The sequence below is a fragment of the Streptomyces argenteolus genome, assembly GCF_042902585.1.
GTDB classification, from domain to species: domain Bacteria; phylum Actinomycetota; class Actinomycetes; order Streptomycetales; family Streptomycetaceae; genus Streptomyces; species Streptomyces argenteolus.
On record NZ_JBIBEG010000002.1, the window covers coordinates 1,284,279 to 1,305,705 of the forward strand.

The 21,427-nt window shown below is 71.3% G+C and carries 22 protein-coding genes; 13 read left to right on the forward strand and 9 right to left on the reverse strand.

What is annotated here, in order from left to right; genetic code table 11:
- The first annotated feature begins 23 nt into the window (after positions 1 to 23).
- A complete protein-coding gene (gene moaA / locus ACFY8O_RS12345; RefSeq protein ID WP_145802626.1) occupies positions 24 to 1,013 on the forward strand; it encodes a GTP 3',8-cyclase MoaA in 990 nt (329 codons plus the stop codon).
- Here the strand turns inward: moaA and ACFY8O_RS12350 are convergent.
- Positions 996 to 1,244 (reverse strand): hypothetical protein, encoded by a 249-nt coding sequence (locus tag ACFY8O_RS12350; protein WP_145802628.1) that lies wholly within the window; start codon positions 1,242 to 1,244, stop codon positions 996 to 998. The genes moaA and ACFY8O_RS12350 overlap by 18 nt on opposite strands.
- A 218-nt stretch (positions 1,245 to 1,462) precedes the next feature.
- On the reverse strand, positions 1,463 to 1,849 hold the full coding sequence (locus ACFY8O_RS12355; protein ID WP_387900978.1) for a DUF3099 domain-containing protein: 387 nt from the start codon (positions 1,847 to 1,849) through the stop codon (positions 1,463 to 1,465).
- Between the two features lie 214 nt (positions 1,850 to 2,063).
- Between ACFY8O_RS12355 and ACFY8O_RS12360 the strand changes: the two genes are divergently transcribed.
- A complete protein-coding gene (locus tag ACFY8O_RS12360) occupies positions 2,064 to 2,348 on the forward strand; it encodes a GlsB/YeaQ/YmgE family stress response membrane protein (RefSeq protein WP_145802632.1) in 285 nt (94 codons plus the stop codon).
- A gap of 75 nt (positions 2,349 to 2,423) precedes the next feature.
- Here the strand turns inward: ACFY8O_RS12360 and tyrS are convergent, their stop codons facing one another.
- From tyrS to ACFY8O_RS12375, 3 genes are read right to left on the reverse strand one after another with little or no spacing between them, the layout of a single operon-like run.
- Positions 2,424 to 3,692 carry a tyrosine--tRNA ligase gene (tyrS, locus tag ACFY8O_RS12365; RefSeq protein ID WP_145802634.1) on the reverse strand — a complete coding sequence of 423 codons (1,269 nt, stop codon included), beginning with the start codon at positions 3,690 to 3,692 and terminating at the stop codon, positions 2,424 to 2,426.
- A gap of 53 nt (positions 3,693 to 3,745) precedes the next feature.
- Positions 3,746 to 5,140: a metallopeptidase TldD-related protein gene (locus tag ACFY8O_RS12370; RefSeq protein ID WP_387900982.1), complete on the reverse strand. Its 1,395-nt coding sequence runs from the start codon at positions 5,138 to 5,140 to the stop codon at positions 3,746 to 3,748.
- Complete coding sequence (locus tag ACFY8O_RS12375; RefSeq protein ID WP_387900985.1) at positions 5,137 to 6,660, reverse strand: TldD/PmbA family protein; 1,524 nt, start codon at positions 6,658 to 6,660, stop codon at positions 5,137 to 5,139. The genes ACFY8O_RS12370 and ACFY8O_RS12375 overlap by 4 nt, the downstream gene beginning before the upstream one ends.
- 223 nt (positions 6,661 to 6,883) lie before the next feature.
- Here ACFY8O_RS12375 and fabG point away from each other — a divergent pair, with 223 nt between their 5' ends.
- The 3 genes from fabG to ACFY8O_RS12390 all read left to right on the forward strand — a co-directional run bounded on the left by fabG (position 6,884) and on the right by ACFY8O_RS12390 (position 8,957).
- The gene (gene fabG / locus ACFY8O_RS12380; RefSeq protein ID WP_145802640.1) at positions 6,884 to 7,603 is read left to right on the forward strand and encodes a 3-oxoacyl-[acyl-carrier-protein] reductase; all 720 of its coding nucleotides are present in this window, start codon (positions 6,884 to 6,886) and stop codon (positions 7,601 to 7,603) included.
- A 5-nt stretch (positions 7,604 to 7,608) separates the two neighbouring features.
- Positions 7,609 to 8,376, forward strand: coding sequence for an enoyl-ACP reductase FabI (fabI, locus tag ACFY8O_RS12385; protein WP_387900988.1), 768 nt, complete (start codon positions 7,609 to 7,611; stop codon positions 8,374 to 8,376).
- Positions 8,377 to 8,585: 209 nt separating this feature from the next.
- Complete coding sequence (locus tag ACFY8O_RS12390; RefSeq protein WP_145802644.1) at positions 8,586 to 8,957, forward strand: hypothetical protein; 372 nt, start codon at positions 8,586 to 8,588, stop codon at positions 8,955 to 8,957.
- Between the two features lie 78 nt (positions 8,958 to 9,035).
- On the opposite strand, the gene ACFY8O_RS12395 is transcribed toward ACFY8O_RS12390, so the two are convergent.
- The gene (locus tag ACFY8O_RS12395; protein WP_145802646.1) at positions 9,036 to 9,710 is read right to left on the reverse strand and encodes a FadR/GntR family transcriptional regulator; all 675 of its coding nucleotides are present in this window, start codon (positions 9,708 to 9,710) and stop codon (positions 9,036 to 9,038) included.
- Between the two features lie 144 nt (positions 9,711 to 9,854).
- On the opposite strand from ACFY8O_RS12395, the gene ACFY8O_RS12400 reads away from it, so the two are divergent.
- The 4 genes from ACFY8O_RS12400 (at position 9,855) to ACFY8O_RS12415 (ending at position 12,200) form a co-directional block, all read left to right on the forward strand.
- Positions 9,855 to 11,114 carry a CynX/NimT family MFS transporter gene (locus ACFY8O_RS12400; RefSeq protein ID WP_387900991.1) on the forward strand — a complete coding sequence of 420 codons (1,260 nt, stop codon included), beginning with the start codon at positions 9,855 to 9,857 and terminating at the stop codon, positions 11,112 to 11,114.
- Between the two features lie 17 nt (positions 11,115 to 11,131).
- Positions 11,132 to 11,248: an SGM_5486 family transporter-associated protein gene (locus ACFY8O_RS12405; protein ID WP_086010434.1), complete on the forward strand. Its 117-nt coding sequence runs from the start codon at positions 11,132 to 11,134 to the stop codon at positions 11,246 to 11,248.
- A 136-nt stretch (positions 11,249 to 11,384) separates the two neighbouring features.
- Positions 11,385 to 11,591, forward strand: coding sequence for a hypothetical protein (locus tag ACFY8O_RS12410; protein ID WP_145802650.1), 207 nt, complete (start codon positions 11,385 to 11,387; stop codon positions 11,589 to 11,591).
- Positions 11,592 to 11,681: 90 nt separating this feature from the next.
- Positions 11,682 to 12,200, forward strand: coding sequence for a SixA phosphatase family protein (locus ACFY8O_RS12415; RefSeq protein WP_145802652.1), 519 nt, complete (start codon positions 11,682 to 11,684; stop codon positions 12,198 to 12,200).
- A gap of 108 nt (positions 12,201 to 12,308) precedes the next feature.
- Here ACFY8O_RS12415 and serB read toward each other — a convergent pair whose 3' ends face one another.
- Positions 12,309 to 13,565, reverse strand: a complete 1,257-nt coding sequence (gene serB / locus ACFY8O_RS12420) for a phosphoserine phosphatase SerB (RefSeq protein ID WP_145802654.1) — start codon at positions 13,563 to 13,565, stop codon at positions 12,309 to 12,311.
- 280 nt (positions 13,566 to 13,845) lie between these two features.
- On the opposite strand from serB, the gene ACFY8O_RS12425 reads away from it, so the two are divergent.
- Positions 13,846 to 16,404, forward strand: coding sequence for an ABC transporter ATP-binding protein/permease (locus tag ACFY8O_RS12425; RefSeq protein WP_387900995.1), 2,559 nt, complete (start codon positions 13,846 to 13,848; stop codon positions 16,402 to 16,404).
- Between the two features lie 163 nt (positions 16,405 to 16,567).
- Here the strand turns inward: ACFY8O_RS12425 and ACFY8O_RS12430 are convergent, their stop codons facing one another.
- The gene (locus ACFY8O_RS12430; protein ID WP_145802658.1) at positions 16,568 to 17,329 is read right to left on the reverse strand and encodes a transglycosylase SLT domain-containing protein; all 762 of its coding nucleotides are present in this window, start codon (positions 17,327 to 17,329) and stop codon (positions 16,568 to 16,570) included.
- Positions 17,330 to 17,841: 512 nt separating this feature from the next.
- On the opposite strand from ACFY8O_RS12430, the gene ACFY8O_RS12435 reads away from it, so the two are divergent.
- The 3 genes from ACFY8O_RS12435 to ACFY8O_RS12445 all read left to right on the forward strand — a co-directional run bounded on the left by ACFY8O_RS12435 (position 17,842) and on the right by ACFY8O_RS12445 (position 20,348).
- Positions 17,842 to 18,987: a GAF domain-containing sensor histidine kinase gene (locus tag ACFY8O_RS12435; RefSeq protein WP_387900999.1), complete on the forward strand. Its 1,146-nt coding sequence runs from the start codon at positions 17,842 to 17,844 to the stop codon at positions 18,985 to 18,987.
- The gene (locus ACFY8O_RS12440; protein WP_145802663.1) at positions 18,980 to 19,624 is read left to right on the forward strand and encodes a response regulator; all 645 of its coding nucleotides are present in this window, start codon (positions 18,980 to 18,982) and stop codon (positions 19,622 to 19,624) included. Before ACFY8O_RS12435 ends, ACFY8O_RS12440 begins: the two co-directional genes overlap by 8 nt.
- Positions 19,625 to 20,096: 472 nt before the next feature.
- Positions 20,097 to 20,348: a chaplin family protein gene (locus ACFY8O_RS12445; protein WP_145802665.1), complete on the forward strand. Its 252-nt coding sequence runs from the start codon at positions 20,097 to 20,099 to the stop codon at positions 20,346 to 20,348.
- A 213-nt stretch (positions 20,349 to 20,561) separates the two neighbouring features.
- Here the strand turns inward: ACFY8O_RS12445 and ACFY8O_RS12450 are convergent, their stop codons facing one another.
- Positions 20,562 to 21,341, reverse strand: a complete 780-nt coding sequence (locus ACFY8O_RS12450; RefSeq protein ID WP_145802667.1) for a hypothetical protein — start codon at positions 21,339 to 21,341, stop codon at positions 20,562 to 20,564.
- Positions 21,342 to 21,427: the final 86 nt, after the last annotated feature.

The window sequence follows — 21,427 nt, forward strand, 5'->3', positions numbered from 1 at the left end:
ATCACCGGGGGAGGGGGCCCACAGTGCTCATCGACACCTACGGCCGGGTCGCCACCGACCTGCGTGTTTCACTGACCGACAAGTGCAATCTCCGCTGCACCTACTGCATGCCCGAAGAAGGCCTCCAGTGGCTCGGCAAGACCGAGCTCCTCAGTGACGACGAGATCGTCAGGCTCATCCGCGTAGCCGTCACCGACCTCGGCATCAGGGAAGTCCGCTTCACCGGCGGCGAGCCGCTGCTGCGCCCCGGACTGGTGTCGATCGTCGAGCGGTGCGCCGCGCTGGAACCCCGCCCGAAGATGTCCCTCACCACCAACGGCATCGGGCTCAAGCGCACCGCCACCGCCCTGAAGGCGGCGGGCCTGGACCGGGTCAACGTCTCGCTGGACACCCTGCGCCCCGACGTCTTCAAGACGCTCACCCGACGCGACCGTCATCAGGACGTGCTCGACGGACTCCAGGCCGCCCGGGAAGCCGGACTCACCCCGGTCAAGGTCAACTCCGTCCTGATGCCCGGCCTCAACGAGGACGAGGCCCCCGAGCTGCTCGCCTGGGCCGTGGAGCACGACTACGAGCTCCGCTTCATCGAGCAGATGCCGCTCGACGCCCAGCACGGCTGGAAGCGCGACGGGATGATCACGGCGGGCGACATCCTCACCTCGCTGCGCACCCGGTTCACCCTCACCGAGGAGGGCGACGAGAAGCGCGGATCGGCACCCGCGGAGCGCTGGACGGTGGACGGCGGCCCGCATCGGGTCGGTGTCATCGCCTCCGTGACCAGGCCTTTCTGCCGCGCCTGCGACCGCACCCGGCTCACCGCCGACGGCCAGGTCCGCACTTGCCTCTTCGCCCGTGAGGAGACGGACCTGCGCGGCGCCCTGCGCTCCGGCGCGCCGGACGAGGAGATCGCGAAGATCTGGAAGCTCGCGATGTGGGGCAAGAAGGCGGGTTCCGGTCTGGACGACCCGTCCTTCCTCCAGCCCGACCGCCCGATGTCAGCGATCGGTGGATGAGGACTCCCACTCCCCGAGGGTGACGACGTCCTTCAGGAAGCCCCGAACACCGAGGAACGAGGAGAGGTGCTCCCGGTGCTCCTCGCAGGCCAGCCAGGTCTTGCGCCGCTCGGGAGTGTGGAGCTTCGGGTTGTTCCAGGCCAGCACCCACACGGCGTCGGCGCGACAGCCCTTGGCGGAGCAGACCGGTGCGCCCGAGGCGCTCTCGGCTGAGGTATCGGGGAAGTTCACGGCCTCAACCCTAAGGGTTCCCTGCCGGAGCGCCGCGGCGCATCCCCGCCGGAGAAAGGCGACGCCGAGCAGCCACGGGGGGAGCTGCCCGGCGTCGGTCCGTCGCTCCGACGGGGGATGCGGAGCGCTCCCGAAGTATGCCACGCGCACCGGGGTGCGGTGCAGCGGAACGTCATGATTGATCTGAGCTTTTCTTGAGCTTCGCGCCGCGTCGCCGGTCAGTCCGCACGGCGGGGATCGTCGGCGCCGCCCGGCCGGCGGTGTTCCGCGGCGGGCTCCGCGACCGGTTGCCCCGGGCCCGCCGCCGCGGGCGCGCCGAGAGCGGGACGCAGCGGCGCGGGCACGAACGTCGAAGGCAGCGAAGGGGTGTTCTCGCGACCGGCGTTGGCGATGACCACCGCGACATAAGGGAGCAGAACGCCCAGCGCGAGCGCCACCACCGCCACATGCCGCTCCACGTTCCACAGCGTCGCCGCCAGCACCACGGACACGGTGCGCACGGACATCGAGATGATGTAGCGCCGCTGCCTGCCCCGCACGTCGTCGGCGAGTCCCTGCCGGGCGCCCGTGATACGGAATACCTCCGGGCCGCTCTGCTTCCGCATCGTGATTCCACCACCAGATCTCTGTGCCGGACTTCCCCGGACGGTGCGGCTCCTACGGTACGCCCGGTGTCCGCCGGCTTCGAGACCGGGGAGTGTCCCCTTCGTACCGGTCCGCTCCCCCCGCGCCACGTTCGGCCCCGTCCGGCATGCGGCGTACGTCCAGGGTGGCGAGACTGGGCGGACGTGCGCACACCGCGCCGCACGAGGAGGCGATATGAGCTGGCTGTGGGCAATCATCGTAGGTCTGGTGCTGGGTGTGATCGCGCGGGCGATCCTCCCCGGCAAGCAGGACATCCCCCTCTGGCTGACGGCGGTGTTCGGCATCCTCGGCAGCATCCTCGGCAACGCGGTGGCGGGCTGGATCGGCGTGGAGGACACCAAGGGGATCGACTGGATCCGTCATGTGCTGCAGCTGATCGGTGCCGTCGCCGTCGTCGGTGTCGGAGACATGCTCTGGCAGTCGATCAGGGGCAACAAGGGCAAGAGGCAGAGAACCTGAAAAGGGTGTGACACAGCACCGCGGCCGGCCACGCGTCATGCGTGACCGGCCGCGGTGCTGTCGGGCGGAGGGGCCTCAGCCGGTGACGACCTCGACGGCGGCCAGGTTCTTCTTGCCCCGGCGCAGCACCAGCCAGCGACCGTGCAGCAGCTCCTCGGTGGCGGGGGCGCTCTCGCCGTCCGTGACCTTCGCGTTGTTCACGTACGCCCCGCCCTCCTTGACCGTGCGGCGGGCGGCCGACTTGCTGGCGGACAGCCCGACCTCGACCAGGAGGTCCACCACCGGGCCCAGCTCGGCCACCCGGGCGTGCGGCACCTCGGACAGGGCCGCGCCGAGCGTCGCCTCGTCCAGCTCACCGAGCTCGCCCTGGCCGAACAGCGCCTTCGACGCCGCGATGACCGCCGCGCACTGCGCGCCGCCGTGCACCAGCGTCGTCAGCTCCTCGGCCAGCGACCGCTGCGCCGAACGGGCCTGCGGGCGCTCCTCGGTGAGCTTCTCCAGCTCCTCGAGCTCCTCGCGGCTCTTGAAGCTGAGGATGCGCATGTACGTCGAGATGTCACGGTCGTCCACATTCAGCCAGAACTGGTAGAACGCGTACGGCGTCGTCATCTCCGGGTCCAGCCAGACGGCGCCGCTCTCCGACTTGCCGAACTTCGTGCCGTCGGCCTTCACCATCAGCGGGGTCGCCAGCGCGTGCACCTGCGCACCCGGCTCCAGGCGGTGGATCAGGTCGATGCCCGCGGTGAGGTTGCCCCACTGGTCGCTGCCGCCCTGCTGGAGGGTGCAGCCGTAGCGCCGGTACAGCTCCAGGAAGTCCATGCCCTGCAGCAGCTGGTAGCTGAACTCCGTGTAGCTGATGCCCTCCTGGGACTCCAGCCGGCGGGCCACCGAGTCCTTGGTGAGCATCTTGTTGACCCGGAAGTGCTTGCCGATGTCCCGGAGGAACTCGATCGCGGACAGGCCCGCGGTCCAGTCCAGGTTGTTCACCATCGTCGCGGCGTTCGGGCCCTCGAAGGTGAGGAAGGGCTCGATCTGCCCACGCAGCCGCTGGACCCACGCGGCGATGGTCTCCGGGTCGTTCAGCGTGCGCTCCGCGGTCGGCCGCGGGTCACCGATCTGACCGGTGGCCCCGCCCACCAGGGCGAGCGGCTTCAGCCCCGCGAGCTGGAGCCGCCGCATCGTGAGGACCTGCACCAGGTGGCCGACGTGAAGGCTCGCCGCGGTCGGGTCGAACCCGCAATAGAAGGTGACCGGGCCGTCCGCGAGAGCCTTGCGCAGTGCGTCCTCGTCGGTGGACTGGGCGAACAGCCCACGCCACTTCAGCTCGTCGACGATGTCGGTCACGGTCGATTCTCTCCTCGGGGGGTTCGATGACATGCCGCTCCAGTCTAGGACGGTCAGACGCCCCGGCTGACCGAGCTCATGTGGAAGTCCGGGATGCGCAGCGCGGGCATCGCGGCACGGGTGAAGTAGTCGCCCCACTCGCGCGGCAGCGTCTTCTCCGCACGGCCCGCCTCCGACGCCCGGGACAGCAGCCCGACCGGGGACTCGTTGAAGCGGAAGTTGTTCACCTCGCCGACCACCTCGCCGTCCTCCACCAGGTAGACCCCGTCCCGGGTCAGCCCGGTCAGGAGCAGGGTCGCCGGGTCCACCTCCCGGATGTACCAGAGACAGGTCAGCAGCAGGGCACGGCCGGTCGTCGCGGCCACCATCTCCTCCAGGGACCGCTCACCGCCGCCCTCCAGCACCAGGTTGTCCATGGCGGGCGCCACCGGCAGCCCGGTCAGCCCGGCGGAGTGCCGGGTCGTGGTCAGCCGCTCCAGCCTGCCGTCCTTGATCCAGTCGGTCGGAGCCAGCGGCAGCCCGTTGTCGAACACCGAGGCCCCGTCACCCGAGGCGTGCGCGATCACGAACGGCGCGGACTCCAGACCCGGGGCGTGCGGATCGCTGCGCAGCGTCAGCGGCAGTTCGGAGAGCTTCTCGCCGATCCGGGTGCCACCGCCGGGCCGGGAGAAGACCGTCCGGCCCTCCGCGGCGTCCCGGGCACCCGCCGACCAGTACTGGTAGATCAGCAGATCGGCCACGGCGGTCGGCGGGAGCAGCGTCTCGTACCGCCCGGCGGGCAGTTCGATCCGGCGTTCCGCCCATCGCAGGCGCTGCGCCAGTTCGGCGTCCAGGGCGGCGGGATCGACGTCCTTGAAGTCGCGCGTCGCCCGGCCCGCCCAGGCCGACCTGGTCCGGTCGGGGGACTTGGCGTTCAGTTCGAGCGTCCCGTTCGGCTGGTCGTGGCGCAGCCGCAGACCGGTCGACGTGCCGACGTACGTCGAGGTCAGCTGGTGGTGGGCGAAGCCGTACAGCTCACGGCCGCCCGAGCGGGCCCGGGCGAAGGCGTCGCCGAGCGCCGGCGCGAAGTCGGCGAAGACGTCCGAGCCGGTCTCCGCCGGTGCCTCCGTGAAGTCGGCCGACGCCGGGACGCCGGAGACCAGCGGCTGCGCGTCCTCGGCGGGCCCCGCGCCGCGCGCGGCGGCTTCGGCGGCCCGTACGAGCGGTTCCAGGTCGTCGGCGGTCACGGCCGAGCGCGAGACCACTCCCGACGCGGTCCCCTCGGCCCCGTCCACGGTCGCGATCACGGTCAGGGTCCGTCCGCGCGTCACACCGTTGGTGGTCAGCGCGTTGCCGGCCCAGCGCAGATTGGCGGAGGAGTTCTCGTCCGCCACGACCACACAGCCGTCCGCGGTGGACAGCTCCAGTGCGCGCTCGACGATCTCGTACGGCTTGCTGACGCGGCTCATCGCCCGGCCTCCTGCGTCGTGTTGAGGATGTTCACGCCTCGGAAGAGGGCGGAGGGGCAGCCGTGCGAGACCGCGGCGACCTGGCCCGGCTGGGCCTTGCCGCAGTTGAACGCGCCGCCCAGGACATAGGTCTGCGGGCCGCCGACCTTCTCCATGGAGCCCCAGAAGTCGGTGGTCGTCGCCTGGTACGCCACGTCCCGGAGCTGGCCCGCCAGCCTGCCGTTCTCGATGCGGAAGAAGCGCTGACCGGTGAACTGGAAGTTGTGGCGCTGCATGTCGATCGACCAGGACCGGTCGCCCACCACGTAGATCCCGCGCTCGACCCCGCCGATCAGGTCCTCGGTGGAGAGCCCGCCGGGATCGGGCTTGAGCGACACGTTCGCCATGCGCTGCACGGGCACGTGCTCCGGCGAGTCCGCGTACGCGCACCCGTTGGAGCGGCCCAGACCCGTCAGCTTCGCGATCCGCCGGTCCGTCTGGTAGCCGACCAGCGTCCCGTCCTTGACCAGGTCCCAGGACTGCGCCTCCACGCCCTCGTCGTCGTAGCCGACGGTGGCGAGCCCGTGTTCGGCGGTGCGGTCGCCCGTCACGTTCATCGCGGGGGAGCCGTACGCCAGCTTCCCCAGCTGGTCGAAGGTGGCGAACGACGTTCCCGCGTACGCCGCCTCGTAGCCCAGCGCCCGGTCCAGCTCGGTCGCGTGGCCGATCGACTCGTGGATGGTCAGCCAGAGATTCGACGGGTCGACCACCAGGTCGTACCTCCCCGCCTCGACGCTCGGCGCCCGCATCTTCTCGGCCAGCAGCCCGGGGATGCGCTCCAGCTCCGCGTCCCAGTCCCAGCCGGCGCCCGTCAGGTACTCCCAGCCCCGGCCCACCGGCGGCGCGATCGTCCGCATGGAGTCGAACTCACCGGTCGTGCCGTCCACCGCCACCGCGGTCAGCTGCGGATGCACCCGCACCCGCTGCTGGGTGGTGACGGTGCCGGCCGTGTCGGCGTAGAACTTGTTCTCGTGGACGGTCATCAGGGACGCGTCCACGTGCGCCACGCCCTCGGCGGCCAGCAGCCGCGCGCTCCACTCGGCCAGCAGCCCGGCCTTCTCGGCGTCCGGTACGTCGAAGGGGTCCCGCTCGTACGCCGACACCCAGGTCCGGTCGCCGTGCACCGGCTCGTCCGCCAGCTCGACGCGCTCGTCGGAGCCCGCCGCGGCGATCACCTTCGCCGACAGCTTCGCCATGGCCACGGCCTGCGAGGCGACCTTGGCCGCCGCGTCCATGGTCAGGTCCACCCCGGACGCGAACCCCCAGGCGCCGCCGTGCACCACCCGTACGGCGAACCCGAGATCGGTGGTGTCCGACGTCCCGGCCGGCCGGGCGTCCCGCAGCCGCCAGGAGGCGCCGCGCACCCGCTCCAGCCGGAAATCCGCGTGTACGGCGCCGAGCGCCCGGGCACGGGCGAGCGCCGCGTCGGCGAGGGCGCGCAGTGGCAGGGCCAGGAACGACTGATCTACCTCGTGGGCCACGCGGGCCTCCCCTTCTCCACCTCTGAAAAACGTCTCCGCAGTGAATCATGAGGGGTCCCGGTCTTTCCGTGCCTTCCTTTTACCTTGCCGAGGGCATGGCCGGAGCCTTCTGTAGGGATCCGACAGTCGCGGCCCGACGGCGCTGTCAGAGGCCGATTCCCTGGATGAGGGGTGGTACCGATAGGTTTTCGAGGTACCAGACCGCCAAGGAAAGGGTGATCCGTTGAGCCGCTCGGTTCTCGTCACCGGAGGAAACCGGGGCATCGGCCTCGCCATCGCCCGCGCCTTCGCCGACAACGGCGACAAGGTGGCCATCACCTACCGCTCGGGAGAGCCGCCTCAGGCCCTCACCGACGCGGGGGTTCTGGGCGTTCGGTGCGACATCACCGACACCGAGCAGGTGGAGCAGGCCTACAAGGAGATCGAGGAGAAGCACGGTCCCGTGGAGGTACTGGTCGCCAACGCCGGTATCACCAAGGACCAGTTGCTGATGCGGATGTCCGAGGACGATTTCACCTCGGTCCTCGACACCAACCTCACCGGCACCTTCCGCGTCGTCAAGCGGGCCAACCGCGCGATGCTGCGCGCGAAGAAGGGCCGTGTCGTCCTGATCTCCTCCGTCGTCGGCCTCCTCGGCTCGGCGGGACAGGCCAACTACGCGGCGTCCAAGGCGGGCCTGGTCGGCTTCGCCCGGTCGCTGGCCCGTGAGCTCGGCTCGCGCAACATCACCTTCAACGTCGTCGCGCCCGGGTTCGTCGACACCGACATGACGCAGGTGCTCACCGACGAGCAGCGCAAGGACATCGTGTCGCAGGTACCGCTCGGCCGCTACGCGCAGCCCGCCGAGATCGCCGCCGCGGTGCGCTTCCTCGCGTCCGACGACGCGTCTTACATCACTGGAGCCGTCATCCCCGTTGACGGCGGATTGGGCATGGGTCACTGATCACCATGAGCGGAATTCTCGACGGCAAGCGCATCCTCATCACGGGTGTGCTGATGGAGTCGTCCATCGCCTTCCACACCGCCAAGGTGGCCCAGGAGCAGGGCGCCGAGGTCATCCTCACCGCCTTCCCGCGGCCGACGCTGACCGAGCGGATCGCCAAGAAGCTTCCCAAGCCTGCCAAGGTCATCGAGCTCGACGTGACCAGCGACGAGCACCTGGACCGGCTGGCCGGTCTGGTGAAGGAGGAGCTCGGCTCGCTGGACGGCGTCGTCCACTCCATCGGCTTCGCGCCGCAGGACGCGCTCGGCGGCAACTTCCTCAACACGCCCTTCGAGTCGGTCGCCACGGCGATGCACGTCTCGGCGTTCTCGCTGAAGTCGCTCGCCATGGCGTGCAAGCCCCTCATGGCGGACGGCGGCTCGATCGTCGGCCTCACCTTCGACGCGCAGTTCGCCTGGCCCCAGTACGACTGGATGGGCCCGGCCAAGGCCGCGCTGGAGGCCACCTCCCGCTACCTCGCCCGCGACCTGGGCAAGGACAGCATCCGCTGCAACCTGATCTCGGCCGGGCCGATCGGCTCCATGGCCGCCAAGTCCATCCCCGGATTCGGCGAGCTCGCGGACGTCTGGAACCACCGCTCCCCGCTGGAGTGGAACATGGCCGACCCGGAGCCCGCCGGCTGCGGGGTCGTGGCGCTGCTCTCGGACTTCTTCCCGAAGACCACGGGCGAGATCATCCACGTCGACGGCGGCGTGCACATGATGGGCGCCTGACCGCCCACCGCTCGACGGCGGCCGCGTACCCCTGGCCGGGGTGCGCGGCCGTTCGCGCGTCCGGCCCCGTGGCCCGCGATGCCGTGGCACGTCCCGCGATCGCCGTACGCCCCGGCCCGCCGCTTCGCGCTCGAGTCGAAAAGATGGCCGCCCCACCGCAGAATGTGGGGGAACCGGACTTCTGGTCAGGCTGTGGGGAGGAGATCGCTGTGCGCTCCACACGTCGCCGAACCTGGGCCCTGCTCGCAGCGGCGGCCGTCGTCGCCGGAATCCTGGCTCCGGTGGCCGTCAGCGCGGCCGGCCGGGCGGGGAGCGGAGCGTCGGCGCCCCTCGCGCCGGACCCCGAGCCCTCGGGCTCCGAATGCCGTACGTCGGTCGAGGGCTCGCGGGTGACCGCCTACTGCCACAACCCGTATCCCACCACCGATGTCGTACGCCTCCACACCGAGTGCGCGCGCTGGTGGGACGTCGACGCCGACAGCAGCGCGGTCGCCGTGCAGCCCGGCCGGACGGTCAAGCTGGAGGACCGCTGCTGGAAAGAGGTCGGCTCGGTGTGGGTCAGCCACTCGGTGACCTCCTGAGGGGCTCCGTCCGCTCCGCATCCGATCCGGCTCCTGGCCGGGTCGCCCCCCCCAGGACCCGTTCTTCCTACGGGGGCGTCAGACCCGCTCGCGCAGGCAGTCCATCGCGTGGGCCGCGGCCTCGGCGGCGGCCGTCTCCGCGTCGCCCGCCCGGATCGCCTCGACCAGCCGGGTGTGGTCCATGAGCTCCTCGGGCCGCAGCTCCGGACCCACGTCGTCGCGGAGGCAGTCACGGAGCAGGTCGTTCAGATCGGCGTAGAGCTCCGTCAGCACGTCGTTGTGGGACGCGGCGACCACCGCGAGGTGCAAGGTCGCGTCCGCGGCCACGAACGCCTCCAGCTCCCCGGACGCCCAGGTCTCCTCACGCCGCGCCATGAGCGCGTCCAGCTGCCGCAGGTCCCGGTCGGTGCGCCGCAGGGCGGCCAGCCGGGCCGCCGAGGACTCCAGCGTGGAGCGCAGCTCCGCCACGTGCCGGGGGTCGGCGTCCGCGAACCTGCGCTGCATCACCCCGGCCAGCTCGCTGGTCGCCACCACGTACGTGCCGGAGCCCTGGCGGATGTCCAGGAGCCCGTTGTGTGCCAGGGCGCGCACCGCCTCGCGCACCGTGTTGCGGGCGACCCCCAGCTGTTCGACCAGCTCCGGTTCGGTGGGGATCCGCGAGCCCACGGGCCACTCGCCGGAGGTGATCTGATTCCTCAGCTGGGCAATCACCTGGTCGGCGAGAGCCGACCGCCGCGGGGACGTCAGCGCCATGCTGCTCCTTGCTCGTGTTCCGGAAGGGGTCGTCCGGGAGGTGCGGGCCCGTCGGATCGTCTCCCCGATTGTCTCAGGAGCCGAGGTACCGGGAGCCGACGCGAGGTGGACAGTCAATCATCCCATGATTCTATGATGGGTCCCATGCGTTCCGACGAGACCCCGACCCTGAGCCCCGCCGCCACCCCCACACGCGCGCCGTCCCTTCCGGCACCGTCGCCCTGGCTGCTGCGGATCGTCACCCTCGGCCTGGTTCTCGCCGCGCTCAACCTGCGGCCCGCGATCACCAGCCTCGGCCCGCTCCTCGAAGAGGTCCGGGACGGGCTCCACATGAGCGGCAGCGTCGCGGGGGTCCTCACCTCCGTACCGCCGCTCTGCTTCGCGCTGTTCGGCTTCACGGCCCCCCGGCTGGCCCGCCGCTTCGGCGCCGGTGCCGTCGTCTGCGCCGGGATGGTGGCCATCGCCGCGGGCCTGGTGCTGCGCCCCTTCGTGGGCGGTACCGCCGGGTTCCTCGCCGCCAGTGCCCTCGCGCTGATGGGGATCGCGGTCAGTAACATCCTGATGCCCGTCATCGTCAAGCGCTGGTTCCCCGACCGGGTCGGCACCATGACCGGCCTCTACTCGATGGCCCTGGCCCTCGGCACCGCCCTCGCCGCCGCCCTCACCGTGCCCCTGACCGACGCCCTGGGCGGCAACTGGCGGACCGGACTGGTGGTGTGGGCGGCGCTCGCCGCAGTGGCCGTCCTGCCCTGGCTCCCGCTCGTACGGGACCGCGCTCCGGGCTCGGGGCAGCCGCGGGGCCAGGCGCCGCAGCCGGCTCCCGCGCTGCGGATCACCCGCAGCCGCACCTCCTGGGCGCTCGCCTGCTTCTTCGGCCTCCAGGCCACGGCGGCCTACATCACCATGCAGTGGATGCCGCAGATCTTCCGCGACGCCGGGGTCTCGGCGGGCACCGCCGGCGTCCTGCTCGCCGTGACCATGGCCATGGGCGTACCGCTCGCCTTCGTCATCCCGCGCGTCGCCGCCCGGCTGAAGAACCAGGGGGCGATCGCCCTGGTCCTGGGCGGATGCGGGCTCGTCGGCTACGCCGGCCTCTACCTGGCCCCGGCCGGTGGCGCCTGGCTCTGGGCCCTGCTGCTCGGCATCGCGAACTGCGCCTTCCCGCTCGCCCTCACCATGATCGGGATGCGTGCCCGCACGGGCGCCGGGGTGGTCAGGCTCTCCGCCTTCGCCCAGTCCACGGGCTATCTGATCGCCGCCCCCGGACCTCTGCTCGTCGGCGTGCTCTACCAGCACAGCGGGGGCTGGGGGCTGCCGATCGCCCTGATGGCGGCTCTCCTCGTGCCGCAGATGGTGGCCGGGGTGCTCGCGGGGCGGGACCGGACGATCGAGGACGAATGCTGAGATGCGACACTGAGCGCATGCCAGTGCTCGATCCGAATCCCCAGAACGGCCAGAAGAAGCTTCTCCTCGTGTTCGGGACGATGCTTCTCATCTCCGTGGTCATCGGAGTGATCGCCACCATCGCCTCCCCCTGACCGCCCGAGGGTGGGGCTGTCCCCACCATCCCCTAGGGGGTCAGGTTCAGGGTCGAGTGGGTGGGTCACCGGATGGGACCGCCGCGGGCCGGCCCGTAGGTTCTGGGTGACACAACCGAGGACCACGGAGGCGGACATGCCGGCCCGTACACGCACCCGGACCCACCGCCCGGCCGAGGGCACCGTCGACGTCCGGCTGCCGTGGTGGGCGGTGGTGCTGCCCGCCCTCGCCTTCGCCGCGCTGCTCCTGCTGATCGTGGAACCCGGCCAGGCCCACGCGGCTTCCGGCGACCCCGCCATCGGCCGGCTGCTCGGCCACCTCTTGACGCTGCTGCCCGCCTGACCGGCCCCTCCGGCGCCGTCGTTCACCCTCAGCGGTCGAGCACGTCAACACCCTGCGCCCGGATGCGTAATTCATGCGAAGCTGAGGTGTATGAGCGCCGATACACCTCGCAGGATCGTCCTTCTCAGGCACGCAAAGGCGGAATGGTCGCAGGAGTCCGACCACGAGCGGCCCCTGGCCGAACGGGGCAGGAAGGACGCCCCCGTCGCCGGCCGCAAGCTGGCCGATTCAGGAACCGCCTTCGACCTGGCGCTGTGCTCGACCGCCACCAGGACCCGCGAGACCTGGAAGCTCGCGGTCCACGAGTTCGCGCAGCGCCCCAGGACCGTGTACGAGGAGAGGCTGTACGAGGCCTCTCTCGGTGAACTGATCGCCCTGTTCGGCGAGACCCCCGACGACGTGCGGAACCTGCTGGTCATCGGCCACAACCCCGGGATGCACGGCGCCGCGGACGCGCTCAGCGGCTCGGGCGAGGGGGACGCCCTGGCCCGCATGACCAGGGACGGCTTCCCGACCGCGGCCTATGCCGTCGTCGAGTTCACCGGCCCCTGGAAGACGCTGGAGCACGGCGTGGGCAAGCTCGTCGAGTACTGGACGCCGAACGACTGACCACGGACTCGGAAAAGGGGCGCCGGCACGCTGTGCCGGCGCCCCTGCGCGTACGCCGTTCCTTGAAGGGGGTGTGCCGCCACCGTCCACCGGGCGGCGGCGCGTACGTCAGTCCACGAGGCCGTCGGCGGCCTCGACCTCCTCGCGCGTGATCCCGAGCAGGTACAGCACGGTGTCGAGGAACGGCACGTTCACCGCCGTGTGGGCGGCCTGGCGTACGACCGGCTTGGCGTTGAACGCGACGCCGAGGCCGGCCGTGTTCAGCATGTCCAGGTCGTTGGCCCCGTCACCGATCGCGACCGTCTGCGCCAGCGGCACCCCCGCCTGCTCCGCGAAGCTGCGCAGCAGCCGGGCCTTCCCGGCCCGGTCCACGATGTCGCCCACGACCCGGCCGGTGAGCTTGCCGTCGACGACCTCCAGCGTGTTGGCGGAGGCGAAGTCCAGTCCGAGACGCTCCTTGAGGTCGTCCGTGACCTGGGTGAAGCCGCCGGACACCACACCCACCTGGTAGCCGAGCCGTTTCAGCGTGCGGATCAGGGTGCGGGCCCCGGGGGTCAGCCGCACCTCCGTCCGCACCTTGTCCACCACGGAGACGTCGAGCCCCGCCAGCAGCGCCACGCGTGCGTGCAGCGACTGCTCGAAGTCGAGCTCGCCCCGCATGGCCTGCTCGGTCACCGAGGCGACCTCGGCCTCGCAGCCCGCGTGGGCCGCGAAGAGCTCGATGACCTCGTCCTGGATCAGCGTCGAGTCCACGTCCATCACGACCAGGCGCTGGGCACGGCGGCTGAGCCCGGCCGACACGACCGCGATGTCGACACCGATCCCGGCGGCCTCGGTCGCCAGGGCGGTGCGCAGCTCCTCCGTCCCCGTGCCGGACACCGCGAACTCGACGGCGGTGACGGGATATTTCGCCAGGCGGAAGATGCGGTCGATGTTGCCGCCCGTGGAGGTGATCCTGGCCGCTATGGCCGCCGTGGACTCCGCGGTCAGCGGGTGCCCCAGCACGGTCACATGGGAACGGCCGTCACCGCGGGGACGGTTGTCGCCCGTGCCCGAGATGATCTCGGCCTGGAGCTTCAGGGACTCCGCCCAGCTGTGCACGGTCGCCCGGAGGTCGCCCTCCGTCGTACCGCCCGGCGCCGGGGAGGTCACGAGGGCGCACAGCACGATGCGGCCCCGCGTGACCACCTGCTCGATGTCCACGACGTCGACGGCGAAGGCGGCCAGGGTGTCGAAGAGCCCGGCGGTGATGCCGGGACGGTCCTTCCCGAAGATCTTGACGAGAAGGGTGGGTGCGTCCGCGTACCGAGGGGGCTCGGGGAGCTCAGGAGACCGGGGAGACCGAGGTGGCTGAGATGCGCTCATGGTGCTCCCACCGTATAGGGCGGCCGGGGGGAGCTCCGAAGCCGTCCCGAGTGGCGGACAGGCCGGGACACGGCCCCGGGCGGGATGGCGGGCGGGAGGAAGGGTGCCTCGGATGCGGTGCTCCCTACCACTTTCTCCCGAGTCGGCAGGCGGGACAGGGAGCCTCCGCGCCCTCTTCACGCCGCCCGGCTTTCCGTCCGGGGACCGCTCCTGGAATAGTTCCCCACGATGTTCAGCATCCCTAGGCTCCCCGCGGCGGGAGCGACACGGGGGACAACTAGTGGGGCGCGGAGTGCCGGAACTCGTACTGGAATTGAACGGAAGGACCTGGACGCTCGATCCGTCCAGGTCGTACACCCTCGGACGCGATCCTCAGGGCGACCTGACGATCGACGACGCCAGAGTGTCGTGGCGGCATGCCACGATCAGCTGGAACGGGCGCGGGTGGTCCATCGAGGACCACGGCAGCACGAACGGCACCTATGTGCAGGGCCGGCGGATCCAGCAGCAGGAGATCGGCCCCGGTACCGCCGTGCACCTCGGCAACGCCAATGACGGACCGCGGCTGAGCCTCACCGCCGCCGCGGGTGCCGGAGTCCACGGCGGGCAGGCGGTGGGGGCCCAGCAGGCCCCCGCGCAGCACCCTCAGCAGGCCCCGGTGCAGCAGCCGCAGGCCCCGGTGCAGCAGCCTCCGCAGCAGGGGGCGGGCGGCTGGCCCGGCGGCCCCGCGCAACAGCAGGGGTGGCAGCAGGCCCCGGTCCCGCACCAGCAGGGCCACGGCGGGGCGGGTGTTCCCGGAGGCGGGGCGGGGGCGCCGCCGGTCTACGGGGACCGCAGCCCGACCACCTTCCACCAGCTGGACCTCGGCCGGGTCATGCGCATCGGCCGTGCGCTGGAGAACGAGCTGGTCGTCTCCGACCTGCAGGTCTCGCGCCTGCACGCGGAATTCAGGGCGACGCCCGACGGCCGCTTCGAGATCCGGGACCTCGGGTCCCACAACGGCACGTACGTCAACGGCCAGCCGCTCAGCAAGTCCGGATCGGCGCTCATCGGCCCGAACGACATCGTCGGTGTCGGTCACTCGACCTTCCGGCTGGTCGGGGACCGGCTGGAAGAGTTCGTCGACACCGGTGAGGTCTCCTTCTCCGCCCGCCACCTCACGGTGACGGTCGACGGCGGCAAGGACATCCTCAAGGACGTCTCCTTCGGTGTCCCGGAGAAGTCGCTGATCGCGGTCATCGGCCCGTCGGGCTCCGGCAAGTCCACCCTGCTCAAGGCGCTCACCGGTTACCGGCCCGCCAACCAGGGCGACGTCCTCTACGACAACCGGAACCTGTACAAGCAGTTCGCCGAGCTGCGGCAGCGCATCGGCCTGGTCCCGCAGGACGACATCCTGCACAAGGAACTCACGGTGACCCGGGCTCTGCGGTACGCGGCCAAGCTGCGCTTCCCCGCGGACACCACCGAGGCCGAGCGCACCGCCCGGATCCACGAGGTCCTCGTCGAGCTCAAGCTCGACATCCACAAGGACAAGAAGATCACCTCGCTCTCCGGCGGCCAGCGCAAGCGCGTCTCGGTCGCCCTGGAGCTGCTGACCAAGCCGTCGCTGATCTTCCTGGACGAGCCGACCTCGGGCCTCGACCCGGGCATGGACCGCGACGTCATGCAGCTGCTGCGCGGCCTCGCCGACGACGGCCGTACGGTCCTGGTGGTCACGCACTCGGTGGCCGAGCTGGCCATCTGCGACAAGCTCCTGGTGATGGCCCCCGGCGGTTCCGTCGCCTACTTCGGCCCTCCCGAGGAGGCGCTGAACTTCTTCGGCTACACCAGCTGGGCCGACGTCTTCTCCGCGTTCGAGAACTACCGCGACTACGACTGGGCGGGACGCTGGCGCGGCTCGCAGCACTACCAGATGTACGCCGCGGACATCGACGCCGTCGCCGCGCAGTCCGTACACATGCCCCCGCCGCAGCAGATGCGCCCGCCGAAGCCATCGGGCTGGGCGGCCCAGCTGTGGACGCTGATGCGCCGCTACATCTCGGTGATCGCCTCCGACAAGGGCTTCCTTCTCCTGATGGTGCTCCTGCCGGCCGTGCTCGGCGTCGTCAGCGTGGTCATCCCCGCCGAGTTCGGGCTCGCGGAGCCCGAACCCCCCTCGCGGTTCAACGGCAAGGCCGGCACGATCATGCTGATCCTGGCGGTCGGCATGTGCTTCGCCGCAGCGGCCAATTCCGTACGAGAACTGATCAAGGAACGGGTCATCTACGAGCGGGAACGGGCCACCGGCCTCTCCCGTTCCGCCTACCTGCTGTCCAAGGTGATCGTTCTCGGCGTGATCACGGCCTTCCAGGGCGTGATCATCTGCGGCATCGGCTTCTCCACCCGCAAGCTGCCGGAGGAGGGCCTGTTCATGCCCCCCGCCGTGGAGATCTGCCTGTCGATCATCGTGCTCGGCTTCACCTCGATGATGGTGGGCCTGCTGATCTCGGCGCTCGTGAAGACCGCCGAGAAGACCATGCCGCTGCTCGTCATGTTCGCCATCGTCCAGGTCGTCTTCACCGGTGTGCTCTTCCAGGTCTACGGATCGCCCGGCCTGGAGCAGTTCGCCTGGCTGATGCCGTCGCGCTGGGCGGTGGCCGCCGCGGGCACCACGCTGGACCTCGCGCACCTGATGCCGCCGTGGGACCCGGAGAACCCGACCGACCTGGACCCGCTCTGGGAGCACGCGGCCGGACAGTGGGGGATCGACATCGCGGTCATGCTCGTCATGAGCGGCATCCTCTTCTTCGCGGTCTCGCGGATGCTGCGCCGCCACGAGCCCGAGGTGATGCGCAAGTAACGCCGCCGCACCGGTACGCGACGACGCCCGAGGGCGTCCGCCGGTGCCCGGAAACGCCCGAGGGCGGCACCCCGCGGGGTGCCGCCCTTCGGCATGTGCCTGCCGGTCACGCGACGCTGCGTGCCGGCGGGTCAGCTCTGCCAGGCCTTGCTCGGTGCGTGGCTCAGTACGCGCTGTCGACGTTGTCGATCGAGCCGTACTTGTCCGCGGCGTAGTTGGCCGCAGCGGTGATGTTCGCGACCGGGTCGTACTGGTCGTGCTTGGTGCCCTTGACGTGGTAGTAGTCGAACGTCGGCTTGATGACCTGCAGCAGGCCCTTCGACGGGACGCCGTTGATCGCGTTGATGTCCCAGTTGTTGATGGCGCGCGGGTTACCGCTGGACTCACGCATGATGTTGCGGTGCAGGCCCTCGTACGTGCCGGGGATGTCCTTCTTGTCCATGATGGCGAGCGCCTCACGGATCCAGCCGTCAAGGTTGTTCGCGTAGACCGGCTTGCGGTCGGCGGCGCGGCTGGCCTTCTCGGCGGAACGCTTCTTCGCGGCGGCCTTGGCCTTCGCCTCCGCCTTCTTCTTGGCGGCGGCCTTGCTCTTGGCCTCGGCGACGGCCTTGGCCTTCGCCTCGGCCTTGGCGGCGGCCTTCTTCTTCGCGGCCGCCTCCTCGGCCTTGGCCGCGTCGACGGACTTCACGAGCTGGTCGGTCGTGTTCTGCCCCAGGCCGGTGGCCTTGAGGCTCTGCGTCTGCGAGCCGGTGTAGGCGACCGGCGCGGCGGCCGAAGCGGCCTGCGGCTCGGTCGTGGCCGACGCGTCGTCGGGGACGAGCGAGAAGGCGAGAGCGGCGGCGGCCAGGGTCGAGACCCCCGCGACGGAGAGCTTCTGCGCCTTGTTCAGGCGACGGCTACGGCTGGAGATGCGGGACACGGACATACAGTCGTACCTCTTCGAATAGCAGGGGTCCTCGGCGAGGACGCGGACGGAAGCGCCGGGGCGCATCTCCGTCGGGGACAGATGCAATTCTTAGCGCCAGCAAAATGGCCTGGCAAAGGTGTGACGTACGAAGCTGGGTAGTGGAATGGGGTCTCGTTCGTTCCCTCTTGTCCGGTTTGAACCCCGCAAAGATGCCCGCTTTGCGTCAACTATCCGTCTTCGTAAGTGACGTGGGTCCTATGCCTGGGCTCACATGGAGGGGCCTTCGCACTCACGAATCGTTGCTTGTGCGATGCGGAGCGTAAGGGGCATGTCGGGCATGCGGGGTGAGGGCCCGGGTTCCCCAGGGGCTCCGCCGTGGGGCGGGGGCGAGGCGGCTCCGCGGGCCGGGCCACGGCTCCGGCAGCCGCGTCCCAGAGGTCCTCGCGCAGGGCGGCCTAGGCCCCGGGCCCCGGGTCGCGCCCGTCCACAGCCCGATACGGCGGCTCCGGCCCCGCCGGTACGGTGAGGACATGAGTCATCGCCCCCCGTCGGGCCTCGCCGCGGTCAGCGCCGCGCTGCTCGCCATGAGCCGGCACCTCGAGGTGAGGGACGTCCTCAAGACGATCGTGGCCTCCGCGCGCGAGCTGCTGGACGCCGAGTACGCGGCCCTGGGGGTGCCGGACGACCACGGAGGCTTCGCGCAGTTCGTCGTCGACGGTGTCAGCGACGAGCAGTGGAAGGCCATCGGGCCGCTGCCCCGGCAGCACGGCATCCTCGCGGCGATGCTCCACGAACCGAAGCCCCAGCGGCTCGCCGACGTGCGGGAGGACCCCCGCTTCGAGGGCTGGCCCGACACCCACCCCGACATGTCCGACTTCCTCGGCCTGCCCATCCAGGACGGCGACGAGACCATCGGCGCGCTCTTCCTGGCCAACAAGCGCTGCCCCCGGCCGACGGGCGGCTGCGGCTTCACGGAGGAGGACGAGGAACTCCTCGGGATCCTCGCCCAGCACGCCGCCATCGCCCTCACCAACGCACGGCTCTACGAGCGCAGCCGCGAACTCACCATCGCGGAGGAGCGGTCCCGGCTCGCCCACGAGCTGCACGACGCCGTCAGTCAGAAGCTCTTCTCGCTCCGCCTCACCGCCCAGGCCGCCGCCGCCCTCGTCGACCGCGACCCGGCCCGGGCCAAGGGCGAGCTCCACCAGGTCGCCGCCCTGGCGGGGGAAGCCGTGGACGAGCTGCGTGCCGCCGTGGTCGAGCTGCGCCCGGCCGCCCTCGACGAGGACGGTCTGGTCGCCACGCTCCGTACACAGGTCCAGGTCCTGGACCGCGCCCACAGCGCACGCGTCACCTTCGAGAGCGCCGGGGTGCGCGCCCTGCCCTCCGGACAGGAGGAGGCGATGCTCCGGGTCGCCCAGGAGGCGCTGCACAACGCCCTGCGTCACTCGGGCGCCGGGCGGGTCGCCGTCACCCTCACCCGCGACACCTCCGCCGCCGTGCTGCGGATCACCGACGACGGCCGCGGCTTCGACACCGACGCGGTGCGCCACGCGGGCCGGCATCTGGGCCTCGTGTCGATGCGGCACCGGGCGGGCAGCGTCGGAGGCCGCCTCACCGTCGTATCGGGGCCCGGCGAGGGCACGACCGTCCAGATGGAGGTTCCCTGTGGCTGACAAGATCATCAAGGTGCTGCTCGTGGACGATCACCAGGTGGTCCGCCGTGGTCTTCGCACCTTCCTGGAGGTCCAGGACGACATAGAGGTCGTCGGGGAGGCACCGGACGGCGCGGAGGGTGTCGCCAGGGCCGAGGAGCTGCGCCCGGACGTGGTCCTGATGGACATCAAGATGCCGGGCACGGACGGGATCGAGGCACTGCGCAGGCTCCGGGAACTGGAGAACCCCGCGAAGGTCCTGATCGTCACCAGCTTCACCGAGCAGCGCACGGTGGTGCCCGCGCTCAGGGCGGGAGCCTCGGGATACGTCTACAAGGACGTGGACCCGGACGCCCTCGCCGGCGCCATCCGCTCGGTGCACGCGGGCCATGTCCTGCTCCAGCCGGAGGTCGCCGGCGCCCTGCTCGCGCAGGAGGACGCGGGGGGCGGCACGGGGCGGGGGAGCACCCTGACCGAACGGGAACGCGAGGTGCTGGGGCTGATCGCCGACGGGCGCTCCAACCGGGAGATCGCGCGGGCGCTCGTCCTGTCGGAGAAGACGGTGAAGACCCATGTGTCGAACATCCTGATGAAGCTCGACCTGGCGGACAGGACCCAGGCGGCGCTGTGGGCGGTCCGCCACGGAGCCGCGGGCTGACCTGGATGCTGCGCGCACCGGGTTGACCTGGGGACCGGCCGGCGGGGGCGGGCGCGGGGCGGCCTCAGGTGGGCGCGAGGGCTATGGGTTCTGCTGATCCTGCGGGGAGCCGCCGGCCGGCGGGGACGCCGTCGCCGTGCGGCGCCAGGCGCTCACGGGGGGTGCCGTCCGGTGCCGTCCGCCCTGCCGCGCCGCAGGGCTATGGGGCGCGGGGGTCGCGGCGCGCGGCCTGAGTGCTGCGGTCCGCCTCCGGGCGCCCCGGGGGGAAGGGGCCGCGCCGGTGGCCGTCCACCCGAGGCGGGCTCATGGGGATCCCGGTCGTCCGGCGGCAGGACAAGCGGACGGGTCGCGTCCAGTCCGAGATTCATACTGTCGGGTGTATGTCACCCGTATGGCGCATCCTCCCGGGGTGCGACGACGTTCCCCTTGCATGCCACGGCGACCGCCGCGGCGACGCGAGGAGGATCCTGAAGTGAAGACCCTGAAGAAGGCCGCAGCCGTCACCATGATCGCGGGCGGGATCATCGCCGCCGGTGCCGGAGCCGCCTCCGCGACGGGCCACGGCGGCGCGGGAGCCCACGGCACGGCCGCCGGCTCCCCAGGCGTCGCCTCGGGCAACGTCGTCCAGGTCCCGGTGCACGTCCCGGTCAACGTGGTCGGCAACACCGTCAACGTCGTGGGTCTGCTGAACCCGGCCTTCGGCAACTTCGGCCTCAACGGCTGACCGGCCACTCACCCCACCGGCCGCCGGGCGGGCTCGACCGAGCCCCCGGCGGCCGGTCCTGTGCCGCCCGGTCCCTTCCCCCCGGTCCCGTTCCGCCCGGTCCTGTGCTGCCCGGTCCCGTTCCGGCCGGTCCCGTTCCGCTCGGTCCTGTATCCGGCCGGGCCTGTACCCGCCCGGTCCCGTACCCGGCCGGGCGCCGTGGCCGAGGGCGCCCTACCGCCCCCGCTCCTCCACGTACGCGTTGTACGCCGCGACCTGCGCCCGCCGGGCCACCCGTTCCACCGGCCGCAGCGCCTCACCCCGGGCCGCGATCTCCGAAGCGCTCACCGCGCCGCCGTGCCCGTTCTCGTGGGCCACCGACACCAGCAGTCCCACCCGCTGAGCCAGCTCAAGCACCCGGACCGCCCGCGGGGGATACCCCGGGGCCAATACCTCGCGCCCCCGCTCCACCCGCGCACGGTAGGCGTCCACCGCCGCCTCCGCGACCGGCCCGGAGCCGGCCACGTCCAGCCGCGACAGCACCGCCGTCGCATCCCGCAGGGCCTCGGCCAGCTCCCGCTCCGCCTCGCCCAGCGACGGCACATCGGCAGGCGGCGCCTCCCGTACCGGCAGGCAGTGCCACACCACCTCGACGTGCTGGTCCCCGGCCGGCCCCGCCTCACTCACCTCCGGCACGAGGCCGTACGGCGCGCCTGAGGTGACGACGGCCTCCTGCGCGTCGAGGGCGCGCGCGTTGAAGTCGGGCGGACCGCTGAGGCCCAGCGGATGACCGGGCACCGGCAGCGCGACCCGGAAGCCGGTCGCGCCCAGGCCTCTGAGGCGGCCGAGCGCCAAGGTGAGACCGACCGGACCGTCCTCACCCGGCAGCCCCTCGACACGATGGACCGTGTCCTCGCCGACGATCGCGAGTGCCGCGTCGTCGGGTGACACAAGTCCGGCCAAAAGCGCGTTTCCCCATGCGGCCAGCCGCCCTGAGCGTGGTTCCGAAAGCATGAGGACAGCCTAGGGAACGGCCCCAAGGCCTGAGCACTCTCCGGGTGGCGTAGGTTTTCCCTGGGAGCTGTGCCCACAGGCACGCG

Coding starts and splice junctions, on each gene's coding strand:
- ACFY8O_RS12355 (WP_387900978.1), bottom strand. CDS start 1,849: ATGCGGAAGCAGAGCGGCCCGGAGGTATTCCGTATCACGGGCGCCCGG.
- ACFY8O_RS12360 (WP_145802632.1), top strand. CDS start 2,064: ATGAGCTGGCTGTGGGCAATCATCGTAGGTCTGGTGCTGGGTGTGATC.
- ACFY8O_RS12370 (WP_387900982.1), bottom strand. CDS start 5,140: ATGAGCCGCGTCAGCAAGCCGTACGAGATCGTCGAGCGCGCACTGGAG.
- fabI (WP_387900988.1), top strand. CDS start 7,609: ATGAGCGGAATTCTCGACGGCAAGCGCATCCTCATCACGGGTGTGCTG.
- ACFY8O_RS12395 (WP_145802646.1), bottom strand. CDS start 9,710: ATGGCGCTGACGTCCCCGCGGCGGTCGGCTCTCGCCGACCAGGTGATT.
- ACFY8O_RS12400 (WP_387900991.1), top strand. CDS start 9,855: ATGCGTTCCGACGAGACCCCGACCCTGAGCCCCGCCGCCACCCCCACA.
- ACFY8O_RS12405 (WP_086010434.1), top strand. CDS start 11,132: ATGCCAGTGCTCGATCCGAATCCCCAGAACGGCCAGAAGAAGCTTCTC.
- ACFY8O_RS12410 (WP_145802650.1), top strand. CDS start 11,385: ATGCCGGCCCGTACACGCACCCGGACCCACCGCCCGGCCGAGGGCACC.
- ACFY8O_RS12415 (WP_145802652.1), top strand. CDS start 11,682: ATGAGCGCCGATACACCTCGCAGGATCGTCCTTCTCAGGCACGCAAAG.
- serB (WP_145802654.1), bottom strand. CDS start 13,565: ATGAGCGCATCTCAGCCACCTCGGTCTCCCCGGTCTCCTGAGCTCCCC.
- ACFY8O_RS12430 (WP_145802658.1), bottom strand. CDS start 17,329: ATGTCCGTGTCCCGCATCTCCAGCCGTAGCCGTCGCCTGAACAAGGCG.
- ACFY8O_RS12435 (WP_387900999.1), top strand. CDS start 17,842: ATGAGTCATCGCCCCCCGTCGGGCCTCGCCGCGGTCAGCGCCGCGCTG.
- ACFY8O_RS12450 (WP_145802667.1), bottom strand. CDS start 21,341: ATGCTTTCGGAACCACGCTCAGGGCGGCTGGCCGCATGGGGAAACGCG.